This window comes from Amycolatopsis sp. NPDC034160 (genome assembly GCF_055575355.1).
The window spans coordinates 519,274-532,405 of record NZ_JBVISU010000001.1; the positions used below are offsets into that span (position 1 = coordinate 519,274).

Below are 13,132 nucleotides of genomic sequence, written 5' to 3' on the forward strand. Positions count from 1 at the left end.
CCCGAATCGCCACTCACGACCAACTCAGGTCAGCCGGGTCAGCTGTACCGAGACGTCCAAAGTGGACTGCCCGCCGCCGGTGAAGATGCCTTTGAGCGGCGCGACGTCGGCGTAGTCACGGCCGTACGCGACCCAGACGTGCCGTGTCCCGACCGGGATCGCGTTCGTCGGGTCGTAGGCCCACCAGCCGCCGGTCCAGACGTCGACCCAGGCGTGGCTCTCGCCTTCGACCGTCTCGCCGAGCTTCGCCTCCGGTTTCGTGTGCAGGTATCCGGAGACGTACCGCGCCGGGACGCCGATCGCGCGCAGCATCACCAGCGTCACATGCGCGAAGTCCTGGCAAACCCCTTCGCGCGCACGCCAGGCGTCGGTCGCCGTGCTGTGCACGCCGGTCGTTCCCGGCTGGTATTTCAGCTGCTGGTTGACCCATTCGCAGACCGCGAGCACGGCCTCGGCCGGGTCGAGCCCCTTCCGCAGTTCGCGCGCGACCTTCGTCAGCTCCGGATCGCGTGGCGTGTACGGCGTCGGCGTCAGGTACTCCGTGCGATGGTCGACCACGTTGTCGCTGCGCAGGTCCTTCCACGACGCCGAGCGGATCGGCTCGCCTTCGTCGGCGGTTTCGACCACCGACGTCGCGAGCACGGTGAACTCGGTGTGCGGCGCGTGAAGGTCGAACGAGGTGACGACGGTGCCCCAGTAGTCCGTGTACCGGTAGGCGCGGGTCGCCGGGGTCGTCTCGACACGGTTCACGACGGTGACCTGCCGCCGGTCGGACCGCGGCGTCAGCCGTGCCTCGTTGTACGACTGCGTGGCGGGTGTCGCGTACCGGTACCCCGTCCGGTGAGCCACCCGAAGCTGCCAGGTCACAGCGAAACCTCCGCACCGCTCCAGGCCACCCACGGCGACGAATGGAAGAACTGCACCGAAACCGCGTCGCCGATGTCCTTGATCGACGTCTGCAGGCTGCCGAGCCGTTTCGGCAGGTCCTCCAGCAGATCCGACGGCCGCAGGAACTCCAGTTCGCTGCGGGCGCGGCCGAGCTGCCGCAACGCCTCGGACTTCTCGTTGGCGCGCGAGTTGACCCCGGGATCCAGCTGCTCCAGGCATTCCTCGGCCTGGCGCAGTGCGTGGAACACCGAACGCGGGAACAGCGTGTCCCGCAACAGGAACTGGACGACGCGGGCGGCGTCGAGCGCGCCGCGATAGGTCCGCAGGTAGGTGTCCTGCGCGCCCGCCGACCGGAGCACCGTGATCCAGCCCGGCGACGACGCGCTGTCCTGAACCCGCGAAAGCAGCAGTCGCACCACCATGTCCGCGCGTTCGACCGAACGGCCGAGCACCATGAACAACCAGCCGTCGTCGCGGCTCATCGTCGAATCCGCGAGCCCGGCGAACATCGCCGCGCGTTCCTCCACGAAGGACAGGAACGCGTGCGGACCGGCGCGGCGCGCGTACCGCTGCCTGTCCGGGACCGCGTTCCACGTCGCGTTCAGGCATTCCCACAGCTCGGTCGAGACGACCTCGCGGGCGCCGCGGGTGTTCTCGCGGGCGGAGTTGATCGACCCGACGATCGACGCCGGGTTGTCCTTGGCATAGGCGACCAGTTCGGTCAGCTTCCACACGTCGAGCGAGTCCATGCCCTCCGGCGAGATGCCGAGGACGGCGAGCAGCTGACGGCTCGCGTGGTCCGGGTCGACACTCGCGTCTTCCAGCAGCTGGTGCACGGAGACATTGAGGATCCGGGAGGTGTCGTCGGCACGTTCGACGTACCGGCCGATCCAGTACAGCGATTCCGCGTTACGGGCTAGCACCGTACCTCCCTATGCCTGTTGCTGCTGTTGTTGCTGGGTCGTGGTCAGCTCGGGACCCTGCTCGGCGATCAGACCGTCCACTTGGGACAGTTCGCCGAGTGCGGGACGCTCCAGCTCTCGCTCGGCGGTGGAAGACCGCGCCGCCAGCACCCAGGTGTCCTTGGATCCCCCGCCCTGTGACGAGTTGACCACGAGGCTGCCCTCGGGGAGCGCGACGCGGGTCAGCCCGCCCGGGAGTACGAAGATCTCCTTGCCGTCGTTGACCGCGAACGGCCGCAGGTCGACATGCCGCGGCGCGAGCCGATCGTCCACTTTGGCCGGCACGGTGGACAGCTGGACGACGGGCTGGGCGATCCAGCCCCGTTTGTGCGCGCGGACCTTCCGCTTCAGCGCGGTCAGCTCGGCGGGTGTCGCCTCCGGGCCGAAGACGATGCCGTAACCACCGGAGCCTTCGACCGGTTTGACGACCAGCTCCTCCATATGCTGCATGACGTAGTCGAATTCGTCCGGGAGCCAGCACCGGAAGGTGTCCACATTGGGCAGCAGCGGCTTCTCGTTGAGGTAGTACTTCACCATCTCGGGCACATAGGTGTAGACGAGCTTGTCGTCGCCCACGCCGTTGCCGACCGCGTTCGCGATCACCACGTTGCCCGCGCGTGCCGCGTTGAGGACCCCCGCGACCCCGAGCACGGAATCCGGCCGGTAGTGCACCGGATCGAGGAACTCGTCGTCGATCCGCCGGTAAATGACGTCGACCTGCTGTTCGCCCTCGGTGGTGCGCAGGTAGACGACGTTGTCACGGCAGAACATGTCGCGGCCTTCGACCAGCTCGACACCCATCAGCCGGGCCAGCAGCGAATGCTCGAAGTACGCGGAGTTGTGCACGCCGGGGGTGAGCACGACGACCATCGGATCGGCGACGTTCGCCGCGGCCGCCGCCCGCAGCGCGCGCAGCAGATGGGAGGCGTAATCGCCGACCGGGCGGACCCGGTGCTGGGCGAACAGGTCCGGGAACACACGTGCCATCGTGCGGCGGTTCTCCATCACGTACGACACACCGGACGGGTTACGGAGGTTGTCCTCCAGTACCCGGAACGTGCCCTCCTCGTCACGCACCAGGTCCACCCCGGACACGTGGATGCGGACGCCGTTGGGCGGATTGATCCCGAACGCCTCGCGCTGGAAATGCTCGCATGAGGTGATCAGCCGTCGCGGGAGAACGCCTTCACGCAGGATCTGCCGATCGCCGTACACGTCGGCCAGAAAGGCCTCCAGCGCGCGGACCCGTTGCGCCACACCGCGTTCGAGTTTGCCCCACTCGACGGCGGTGATCACGCGCGGTACCAGGTCGAGCGGAAAGGGTCGCTCCTGCCCGGACAGGGAGAACGTGATGCCCTGATCCACCATGGCGCGGTCGATCGCCGCCGAGCGGGACGACAGATCAGCCGACGTCAGCGCGGAGATCGACTCGTACAGCGCCCGATACGGCTGGCGGACCGTGCCGTCGGTGGTGAACATCTCGTCGTAGGCGCCCGCGTGCGGTCTCGACGGGGAGAGATAGCCGTCGAACTGCGCCCCGGGTTTCGCCACCCGACGCGCCGACGTCGTCGTCGTCGTCCGCGGGCGGCGACCCGACGGCGGAAGGCGCGGCGCCGAGTTGTTGTTCATGGTCGCCATACTCGCTCACCCTGCCATGTCGGCGCGATACCCGGCGTAAGACGCGTTACGGCCGAAACGGCGCTGTAACGTCGTAGTGCTGTGCTTGCCGCCGGATGAGTGGCAATATGCGTGCTCTCGACACATGGGAACTACAAGGAGTGACGACGTGGCCCGATTGAAAGCGCTCGCCCTGATCCCGGCGCTCGCCCTAGCCGCGGGAGTGCTGACTGCTTGCGGTGAGGAAGGCGGTACCGCGGCAGGCGGCGTCCAGCTCGTCGCTTCCGGCAAGATCACCACCTGCACGCACCTGCCCTACCAGCCGTTCCAGGTCAAGCAGGGCGACAAGATCGTGGGCTTCGACGTCGACCTGGTCGACCTGGTCGGCAAGAAGCTGGGTGTCGAGCAGAGCATCGTCGACATCGCCTTCGAGAACATCGAGTCCGGCGAAGCGATGAACAGCGGACAGTGCGACGTCGCCGCCGCGGGGATGACGATCACCGACAAGCGCAAGGAGAAGTTCGACTTCTCCGACCCGTACTTCGAGGCGACCCAGGCGCTGCTGGTCAAGGCCGGTTCCCCGATCAAGGACCTCTCCAACGTCGCGGGCAAGAAGATCGGTGTCCAGTCGGCCACCACGGGTGCCGACTACGCCAAGGAGAAGGCCGCGGGCGCCGAGATCGTCACCTTCGACGACCTCGCGTTGCTGGAGCAGGCCGTCAAGAACGGCACGGTCGACGCGGGCATCAACGACAACGGCGTGCTCTACGACTTCGCGAAGACGAACCCGGACACGACGGTCGTCACCGAGTTCAAGACGAACGAGTTCTACGGAATCGGCGTGAAGAAGGGCAACACCGCCCTGCTCGGCAAGGTCAACGAGGTCCTCAAGGCGTCCGCGGCGGACGGCTCGTACGCGCAGATCTACCAGAAGTGGTTCGGCAAGGCGCCGACCTGGCAGCCCGGTGGCCCGACCGCCAGTTGATAATCCGTCCCCGGTGGCCGGTGCCCAGCGCACCGGCCACCGGTTTGTCGCCACCTGCTTGAGGAGAGAAATGGCTTTGAGCCGCCGCCAGCGACGTTCGGCGTTCCGAACCGGGCAATACGTCCTGCTGCTGGTGATCGTCATCGTTCTCGCGCTGCTCGCCGACTGGAGCAAGATCGGCAAGGCGTTCTTCGATCTCGACGTCGCCGCACAGCAGTTCCCCGACGTGATCACGGTCGCGCTGAAGAACACCATCATCTTCACCGCGCTCGGTTTCGTGCTCGGGCTGGGGCTGGGCCTCCTGCTCGCCCTGATGAGACTGTCCTCGGTCGGCCCGTACCGCTGGTTCGCGCGCGGGTACATCGAGTTCTTCCGCGGCCTGCCCGCGTTGCTGATCTTCCTCGCCGTCGGTATCGGTGTGCCGACCGCGTTCAGCACCCAGCTGCCGCGCAACGTCGCAATCATGCTGGCGCTGGGCATCGTGTCCTCGGCCTACATGGCGGAGACCATCCGCGCCGGTATCCAGGCGGTCCCGCGCGGCCAGGTCGAAGCCGCGCGTTCGCTCGGCATGTCGCCCGCCCGCACGATGATCACCGTCGTGATCCCGCAGGCGTTCCGGATCATCCTGCCGCCGCTGGCCAACGAGCTGATCATGCTGACGAAGGACTCTTCGCTGGCGTTCCTGCTCGGCACCACGCCGGCTCAGCAGGAACTGGCGCAGTTCAGCCGCCAGGCGCTGCTCGAAGCCAAGGGGCTGACCCCGATCGTCGTCGCCGGTCTCTGCTATCTGGTCATCACCATCCCGCTGTCGATACTGCAGCAGCGGCTAGAGAAGAAATACGGGGCCGGAGTGCCCGGCGGAGGGACGGTATGAGCACCCAGACGATCGTCGAGGTTTCGGGGCTGCACAAGGCGTTCGGTGACCTCGAAGTGCTCAAGGGCATCGACCTGCACGTCGAACGGGGCCAGGTCGTCTGCATCATCGGGCCATCCGGTTCCGGCAAGTCGACGTTGTTGCGCTGCGTGAACCTCCTCGAGGAACCGCAGCAGGGCAAGATCGTGGTCAACGGCAGCGAGATCACCGATCCGGACGTCGACATCGACGGCGCCCGCACGAAGATCGGCATGGTCTTCCAGTCGTTCAATCTCTTCTCGCACCTGAGCGTGCTCGACAACCTCACGGTCGCGCAGCGCAAGGTGCTGAAGCGCGGCAAGACCGAGTCGGAGCGCATCGCACGGGAAAACCTCGCGAAGGTCGGTTTGGCGGAGAAGGAGACTTCACTGCCGACGCAGCTGTCCGGTGGACAGCAGCAGCGTGTCGCGATCGCCAGGGCGCTGTCGATGAACCCCGACGTCATGCTGTTCGACGAGCCGACGTCGGCGCTCGACCCCGAGCTGGTCGGCGATGTCCTCGCGGTCATGCGGCAGCTGGCGCAGGAGGGTATGACGATGCTCGTCGTCACGCACGAGATGCAGTTCGCCCGTGAGGTGGCCGACACCGTGCTGTTCATGGACGGCGGCGTCGTCGTCGAACAGGGTTCGCCGGCTCAGGTCATCGGCGACCCGCAGGAGGAACGCACGAAGACGTTCCTGTCGCGGGTGTTGAACCCGAACCACCAGGGCTAACGTCCCCGGAGCTGCGATTCCAGCTGGATCACCTTGGCGGCGACTTCGTGCGGCCCGGCGCCCATGAGGCTCACCCAGCCCTTGGTGTCCGGGCCGAACACGACGCGGCCTTGCTCGGTGTCCATCCAGCCCGGTGGCCGCTCCACGCGTTTCCGGTTGCCGCCACCGTCACGGATGGCGGCGTACAGCCTGCCGAAGAAGGTGTGCGGCGACCGGATCCACTGGAGGATCTTCTTGGCATCGCGGATGCTCGGACCGGTGCCGGTCAGCAGCTCGCCCTTCATGAGGACCTGCAGATCGGCTTCCGAGCAGTTCAGCGAAGGCGTCCGCGCGGCGGGTGCCTCCGGGAGCAGGCCGGTGAAATCCTGCGCGAGCGTGTCCGGCCGAGTCGGCGTCAGGTAGACGACCTCGTCGACCAGAACGACAGTGACCGCCTCCCGGCCGCTGCCCGCCGCGCGAACCGTCCGTTCACGCCCCTCGGCCTTCACCCACGAGTAGTACTCGACCGCCGGCCGCTGCAGAAAACGCAGCGTGTCGAGGAACTCGTCGTCGACGCGGCCGCGCCGGAGCAGCCCTTGTCTGTCCAATTCGGACTGCGTGGTGGCCGCCAGCTCGCGACGTTCCTCCGGCAGGTACCACTGCGCGCCGCGCACGAGCGTCGGATGGATGTCACCGAGATTGTGTTGGTCCAGCAAGGTTTCGTAGGTTTGGAGCGTCAGTTCGACGGGCTTCTGCAGCATGGCTATGCGCCGATCACCGGCGGAACCGGCTTGTCACCGTCGTAGCCGCCGAAGATGGTGTCGCCGTCCTCTTCCTGCAGCGTGATCTTGCGCTGGTGCTCCTCGTCCTCGCCGCCCTTGCCCCCTTTACCGGCGCCGGCACCCATGCCGCCGCCCATCCCGGGCGCGCCGGGCCTGCCCGCCGCCGGTCCACCCGCGGGCGTGCCCGCCGGACCGCGCATCGCGCCTTCACCGGGCATACCGGCACCGACTCCGCGACCAGGCCCCATCGTTCCCGGCCCACCGGTCGATCCGCCGGGCCCGAACCCGCCACCAGGCCCGAATCCGCCGCTGAACCCGCCCGAGCCAGGGCCGAATCCGCCGCCTGGGCCGCTGCCCGGTCCACTGCCGGGTCCGAAGTTGGGCGGCCGGAACTCGCCAGGACGTCCCTGCACCCGGTCGTCCGCCCTGGACAGGTCGGTCCCGTCGTTCGGCCGCGGAGACGGCAGTGGCCGCGGCATCTGCGGCATCCTCGGCGGCTGAGGAACCTGCGGCGGCCTCGGCGCCTGATACCCCTCGGCCCCCGGAGGCGCGCTGTACGAACTCGGCCCGCCGGTGTAGCCACCGGTACCACCATGCCGTCCTGAGTCGCCAGGACCGCCGGTGAACCCGCTGACCTTGGTCTGCCCAGGATCGATCGGATCCGGCGTGATCGGCCCGGCGGAGACGTTCGGATCGTGCGCGGCCGGGTAAGCTGGCGCGAGACTCTGCTGCCGCGGCTGGGTGCTCTGGTAGTACGGCTCGTAGATCTCGACGTTGTGCCTCGTGTCCGCGTCGAACTTCGCGGCCGCGATCTCGTCGTCACTCGCGCCGATGGACAATACGTCCTCGGGCCCGCTGTCCCCGGCGCGCTCCTTCTCGACCGGGCGGACATTCCCGCGCGTGTAATGGAAAGAGGCGTTCTGGTCGAACATCGACTGCCGGGCGCGGTCCATGTTCTCGCCCGCGATCTTGGAGGTCGCGATGAGCGGCGCCAGGCCTGCTGTTCCGCTGTCGGCGGCTTTGCCCTTCCAGAAGGAAGTCAGCGAGGTTTGGCTGGCCTCCATCGCTTTGCTGATGTCTTCGTGGATGACCATCAGCTTGTGCGATGACACCTGAGCCCTGTCGAGGGTCTCCGTCGTAGCGGGGTTGGCGTTGAGCTTGGTGAAGATCTCCCAACCGCTGTAGGTCACGTCCTACGCCCCCTTGAGATTCTTGATCGCGGCGGCGGCGACCTTGGTGGCGAGGCCGCAGGGATCAGAGTGGGAGGGATGCTCGCTGGAAAGCCGCGGGATCACGTTGTAGACGAGGTCGTCCCGAACACCCACGGCGAGAGTGCAGTTTCCCTTGCCCTCGCCTCCATTGGCGTATACGACAGCGGGGTATCCGTCGACCGGATCGACTGGTTTGAAGGTGGTCAGGCTTCCCGATGCGTGCTGTGCGTAAAGAGCGCCCAATCCGTCTTTGTTGCCAGTGACGAGGCCCGCGTTGATCGTGGTCGGGCTCACTTCGAAAACCCAGGTGCAGGCCTTTCCAGCGGTCATGTCTTCGGCACGGGTTCGCTTGACCTTCCCGGCAATGGTCTCCATCTCAGGAGTGGGAATGGCGCCGCACGGGTCTGATTCGACCGCAGAGGTGTTCACAATCGGATCTTTCACTGTGGGAGCTCCGGCTGCCGGAACCCCGGTCGACGAGGGTGCGCCAGTCGCTGAGGGAGTGTCGGCCCTCTTGTCGCTGCAACCTCCCAGCAGTGCGACCGAAGCCAGCGTTGCGAAGGTAAGAAAGGTGACGGTGGGTCGCATCAGGCGGTCTTTCCAATCTGACGGAGGGCGTCGAGGGCCGCCTGGTCCTGATTTTGGTAGGCGGTGCGGATCTGCCTCAAGGTCACGAGGTAGGCCTCGGTGTAATCACGCGCGCTTTGCAGAAAGGACTGATATTGCGCGCCAGACGCGTTCGCCGCGGCGGCGTAGCCCTCGCTACCTACTTCGTGACCCGGGGGTTGGATAAGCGTCAGCCAAGCGGCGTGGTCCTGCGCTCGGCTGAAGTCGTTCTCGAGGCAGGTTTCGAGGGACTTGATCACCTGGTCCATAGCCGCTGGATCGAACTCCCAGCCACCGTTCGCGGATGCGGCCGCGAAGTCGGCCTTCGCCTGCCCGCTACCCAGCTCGCCGTAGTTCGGCGACGAGGGCGGTGGCGGTGGCACAGCAGCGCCTGGGACCAAGCCCGAGCCCTGTGGCGGCGCCTGCGGCCCCGGTCCGTTGATCTGGTCGTAGATCCTTTGCGGGCCGCCGCCCGGTCCTGTCATGTCGTGCCTCCCCGCACGGGCCGCGATGGGCGCGACCTACCCGTAGTTCCCCACTGACTCCAAGCGGTGACGATAGCAGCAGGTAAACCGCCGAACAGCCCCTTTGCGGAAGATCACCATCTAAAGATGGCACGACAAGCGTATTTTGCCGTGAAAGACGGTTTTGCCTGATCAGATAGGTTCGGTGGAGATCGCCGAAGCGGACGTGGACGCCTTGATCCGGGCCGCGATAACCCCTGGAAGGTTTCGGCTGGCTGTCATCGAAGATCTCTCAATTCGCTGCAGGTTATCGCGCCGCCTTGAGATGCTGAACTGCGTACGTACCGAGTTCGGTGGCCATGTCGCACGGGTCGGACCGGTTCGGGTTCCCGGACCCACGAGTCGCGACGATCGTGTACATGAGTCATCGCGGACACCGACCGCGAGCTTGCAGACATACTGTGCGTTCAACGCGTACAGGTGGCTTGGACCAGCACGTTCACCGGTGTTGCTTCCCGCGCTGATGGTAACCATTCCGTTGGCGTACACAGGTGCAGACCTTGCCGGAGGACAGGTCTTCCACTCGATATCGGTCCACCGCACCGCCACCGAGAGTCTGGTCTGTTCGCTCTTCACCACGCTGCAGGGGTCGGCTTCGGCGGCAGTGGTATCCAGCGGCTTTCGACGTTCGGCGCACCGGCCCGCGGTAGTGAGGCCGACTGCCCGACGGACGACGAAGGAGCCGATGTTGTCGGGTTGCGTTCGGAATCGCTGCATGCCCTGCGGCATTCGCCGAAGCGGTTGCCGGTCACCGTCCCGCTGTTCCTCCGGTTCGGCCCCGTAAGCAGCGGCAACGAGCAGGGGCGCCACGAAGGACGCTTCCTACCCACAGTCCACCGCTGACTCCGGTGAGTGACCGTGGCAGCGAATCGGCCGTTCCGGCCAAGATCACCGGCGCGGAGCCGAACGGCCTGGTCCGGAACCCCGGTGGCCGTTCTGCCGTCGTAATTCGGTGGCAGGTTCCGGTCTACTGCCCTGGGCCACTTGCGAATCCGGTACGTGATCGGCTTCGCTGGTACCCGAGGGACGACGGGGGAGGTAAGCGAAACGATGCCGGGTTTTCGGCGCAACAACGGGCCGCGTGATCCGGGGGAAGGTGAGGCGAACGGCGACGCCGCCTTGCCGCCGCTCGACCCGTTCGACCCGAACCCCGACAAGCGGTACGAGGTCCCGGCGTCCGAGTTGATGAAGCCGGGCACGACCGGTCTGCTCCGGTGGCGCCGTCAGGCGACCAACGCGCCGATCGTGCAGGTCGAGGACGCCTACATCACCGGGACGCTCGATCTGCGCGCGGCGGACATCAAGTATCTGTTCCGGTTCGAGCGGTGCCGCTTCGAGCATCCACCGGACGTCCGCGAGGCGCATCTGCTGGGGCTGGTCTTTCGCAAGTGCTGGCTGCCCGGGCTCAAGGCGCGGAATCTCCGTACCCGCAACGACGTCCGCTTGATCCGCAGTGTCGTGCACGTCGACGGCGAGCACGAGATCGAGGAGACCACGGTCCAGCGTGGCGACGATCGTGAGCGCGGGATGCCGAACGCGGCGGTCAACCTCACGGACGCGGTCATCGAGGGGTCGGTCGTGCTGACGCGCACGGTGATCTCGCATCCGCGGGGCAAGGCGATCCAGGCTGACCGGGTCAACATCGTCGGCGCGCTGCTCGCGTATCGGTTGGTGGCCAACGGAGAAGTCCGCATTCCGGGGATGCGGGCAGGCGGTAACGTCAACTTCTCCGGTGCGACGCTCAACAACAGGGATGGCTTCGCCCTCAACGGAAACGGTATCCACATCGGCGGCAGCCTGCTCTGCGAGGTGGACAACTACGGGCCGGCCGCGCAGCGGAAACGCTTCACCGCCAGCGGGATCATGTTCCTGCCGAGCGCCACTGTGAACAGTGACATCATCATGCGCGAGGCCAGGCTCTCGGTGAACCAGTCCGGGCCGATCGTCGTGGACGCGTGGAAATCGAACGATCCGTACATCGATCCGCGACCGGCGTTGGTCGCGGATCGCATGACGGTCAACGGAAACCTCGAACTGAGCGACGGGTTGCAGGCGACCGGGACGCTGCGGATGGTCAACGCGCGGATCGGCGGATCGCTGCGCCTGGCGGGCGCCGAGGTCCAGGTCGTGCGCGGGCAGAGCATCCCGTACTACGACCGGGCGATCCATCTCGACGGGACGACGATCGGCGGCGACATCGAGGCCACGAGCCTGCGCGTGCCGTCGGGACAGTTGCGCATGGCCGACATCACCGTCGGTGGCAACGTCCTCGCCTGGAATTCGCTGTTCCTGCATCCGCGCCGAGACGTCTTCTCGGCGCGGCGCGCGAAGATCGCGGGAAACTTCCAGCTCACCGACGCTACCGTGCAGGGAACACTGCGATTGCAGGGTGCCGAGGTCGGCGGCAGCGTGAACCTCTTCGGTACCAGTCTGACCGAGCCCGGCGCGCGGACGAACACCAGTTACTCGCTGGACGTCCGCACCGCGCGGATCGGGCGGGACCTCGTCCTCACCGAGAACAAGGAGCGTCCGTTCGTCGCGCAGGGCGGGGTCAACCTCGACGGCGCCCAGGTCGCGCGGCGCGTCGATTTCCGCGGGGCGCGGCTCGGTTCCTTGCCGCAGCACGGGATAGCGCTCGACGGCAGTGACGTGTCGGCCGACGAGTTCCTGCTCACCCCGGGCACTCCGCCGGACGGCCGGATCGTGTTGCGGCGCGCGCATTGCGGCACGTTGGGTGACAACGAGGCCTTCTGGGCGTCGGCGGCGGGGATCGAGCTGGAGGACTTCCGGTACGACGCCTTGCAGGAGGACATCGCCCTCGACGACGACAGGGCCATCGACCATCGGATCGTGTTGCTGCGCAAGGCGATGGACGGCTACCGCCCGGGACCCTACGACCAGCTGGCGGCGACACTGCGCGCGTCCGGCAACGAAGAGCACGCCTCCACGGTGCTGCTGAAGAAACAGCAGTTCCGGTACGAGGCGCTCGCGAAGGGCTTCAAGTTCTTCGGGCCCGGCGTGCATGTGTGGAGCTGGCTGCAACGGTCGATGGTCGGTTACGGCTTCCGTCCGGTGCGTGCGCTCGGCTGGCTGCTCGCGCTGCTCGTGCTCGGGAGCCTTTGGTTCTGGCTCGGGGTCGACGACTGCGTCGGCAATCCCAAACTCACCGTGAGCGGGCCGCGGTGCGTGGTCAACCAGGACGACACGGGGCTGCAGTGGAACCCGGTGCTGTACACGGTCGATCTTCTGGTCCCGATCGTCGACTTCGGGAACAAGTCGCGTTGGTACATGCACGGAACGGACAAGTGGGTCGCGGCAGGTTTCACCGCGTCGGGCTGGGTGCTGGCGACGACGGTCGCCGCCGGGATCAGTCGCATGCTCCGCCGGGACAACTGAGGGTATTTCACATACCCTCAGTACGGAGGTAGATGATGACGGAACCCAGCGCCACCGGCGAGATCGCGATCGCCGCTCCGCCCCGGAAGGTGTTCGCCCTGGTCAGCGATCCGGGCGCGCTTGCGGAGATGTCCGAAGAGTACGAAGCGCACCGCTGGGTCGGCGGTGCGGAGGGTGCCGCTGTCGGCGCGAAGTTCCGCGGCCGCAACCGCCGTGGGCTCCGCCGTTGGAGCACCCTTTCGACGATCACCGACGCCGACGAGGGCAAGCGCTTCGCGTTCGAGGTGACCACCTTCGCCGGGCTTCCTGTCGCGCGCTGGCAGTACGACATCGAGGCCACGGAGGACGGTTGCGTGGCCGTCGAGAGCACGTGGGATCGGCGCCCCGGCTGGCTCCGGGGCCCGACGTCACTGTTCACCGGGGTCTGGAAACGGGACGACGCCAACCGGGCGAACATCGCCGCGACGCTGGCCCGGCTGAAGGCCACCGCCGAATCCCGCGTTTAGTCCTCTAAATGCGGTCGTTCGCACCTCCAACTACCGCATTTAGAGGACTA

Annotated in this window: 12 protein-coding genes; 5 read left to right on the plus strand and 7 right to left on the minus strand. The window is 66.8% G+C overall.

All coding sequences use genetic code 11. From position 1 onward, the window contains the following. Positions 1-24 precede the first annotated feature (24 nt). From ACZ54P_RS02485 to ACZ54P_RS02495, 3 genes are read right to left on the minus strand one after another with little or no spacing between them, the layout of a single operon-like run. Positions 25-867 carry a transglutaminase family protein gene (locus tag ACZ54P_RS02485; protein ID WP_465459778.1) on the minus strand — a complete coding sequence of 281 codons (843 nt, stop codon included), beginning with the start codon at positions 865-867 and terminating at the stop codon, positions 25-27. Beyond that, positions 864-1,811, minus strand: a complete 948-nt coding sequence (locus tag ACZ54P_RS02490; protein ID WP_465459779.1) for an alpha-E domain-containing protein — start codon at positions 1,809-1,811, stop codon at positions 864-866. Before ACZ54P_RS02490 ends, ACZ54P_RS02485 begins: the two co-directional genes overlap by 4 nt. A gap of 9 nt (positions 1,812-1,820) precedes the next feature. Further along, a complete protein-coding gene (locus ACZ54P_RS02495) occupies positions 1,821-3,488 on the minus strand; it encodes a circularly permuted type 2 ATP-grasp protein (RefSeq protein WP_465459780.1) in 1,668 nt (555 codons plus the stop codon). A 148-nt stretch (positions 3,489-3,636) separates the two neighbouring features. Between ACZ54P_RS02495 and ACZ54P_RS02500 the strand changes: the two genes are divergently transcribed. The 3 genes from ACZ54P_RS02500 to ACZ54P_RS02510 all read left to right on the plus strand — a co-directional run bounded on the left by ACZ54P_RS02500 (position 3,637) and on the right by ACZ54P_RS02510 (position 6,078). After that, positions 3,637-4,452: a basic amino acid ABC transporter substrate-binding protein gene (locus tag ACZ54P_RS02500; RefSeq protein WP_465459781.1), complete on the plus strand. Its 816-nt coding sequence runs from the start codon at positions 3,637-3,639 to the stop codon at positions 4,450-4,452. Positions 4,453-4,522: 70 nt separating this feature from the next. Continuing rightward, positions 4,523-5,326, plus strand: coding sequence for an amino acid ABC transporter permease (locus tag ACZ54P_RS02505; protein ID WP_465459782.1), 804 nt, complete (start codon positions 4,523-4,525; stop codon positions 5,324-5,326). Then, positions 5,323-6,078 (plus strand): amino acid ABC transporter ATP-binding protein, encoded by a 756-nt coding sequence (locus ACZ54P_RS02510; RefSeq protein WP_465459783.1) that lies wholly within the window; start codon positions 5,323-5,325, stop codon positions 6,076-6,078. The genes ACZ54P_RS02505 and ACZ54P_RS02510 overlap by 4 nt, the downstream gene beginning before the upstream one ends. Here the strand turns inward: ACZ54P_RS02510 and ACZ54P_RS02515 are convergent. The 4 genes from ACZ54P_RS02515 to ACZ54P_RS02530 are packed head-to-tail and all read right to left on the minus strand — an operon-like array spanning position 6,075 to position 9,141. Beyond that, entirely contained in the window at positions 6,075-6,818 is a 744-nt protein-coding gene (locus ACZ54P_RS02515; RefSeq protein ID WP_465459784.1) for an ESX secretion-associated protein EspG, read from the minus strand. The genes ACZ54P_RS02510 and ACZ54P_RS02515 overlap by 4 nt on opposite strands. A 2-nt stretch (positions 6,819-6,820) precedes the next feature. Beyond that, positions 6,821-8,029 carry a hypothetical protein gene (locus tag ACZ54P_RS02520; protein WP_465459785.1) on the minus strand — a complete coding sequence of 403 codons (1,209 nt, stop codon included), beginning with the start codon at positions 8,027-8,029 and terminating at the stop codon, positions 6,821-6,823. Positions 8,030-8,032: 3 nt separating this feature from the next. After that, positions 8,033-8,638, minus strand: coding sequence for a DUF3558 domain-containing protein (locus tag ACZ54P_RS02525; protein ID WP_465459786.1), 606 nt, complete (start codon positions 8,636-8,638; stop codon positions 8,033-8,035). Continuing rightward, the gene (locus tag ACZ54P_RS02530; RefSeq protein ID WP_465459787.1) at positions 8,638-9,141 is read right to left on the minus strand and encodes a hypothetical protein; all 504 of its coding nucleotides are present in this window, start codon (positions 9,139-9,141) and stop codon (positions 8,638-8,640) included. Before ACZ54P_RS02530 ends, ACZ54P_RS02525 begins: the two co-directional genes overlap by 1 nt. Positions 9,142-10,230: 1,089 nt before the next feature. Here ACZ54P_RS02530 and ACZ54P_RS02535 point away from each other — a divergent pair. After that, entirely contained in the window at positions 10,231-12,576 is a 2,346-nt protein-coding gene (locus tag ACZ54P_RS02535) for an oxidoreductase (protein WP_465459788.1), read from the plus strand. 35 nt (positions 12,577-12,611) lie between these two features. Further along, complete coding sequence (locus ACZ54P_RS02540) at positions 12,612-13,082, plus strand: SRPBCC family protein (protein WP_465459789.1); 471 nt, start codon at positions 12,612-12,614, stop codon at positions 13,080-13,082. The last annotated feature ends 50 nt before the right edge of the window (positions 13,083-13,132 follow it).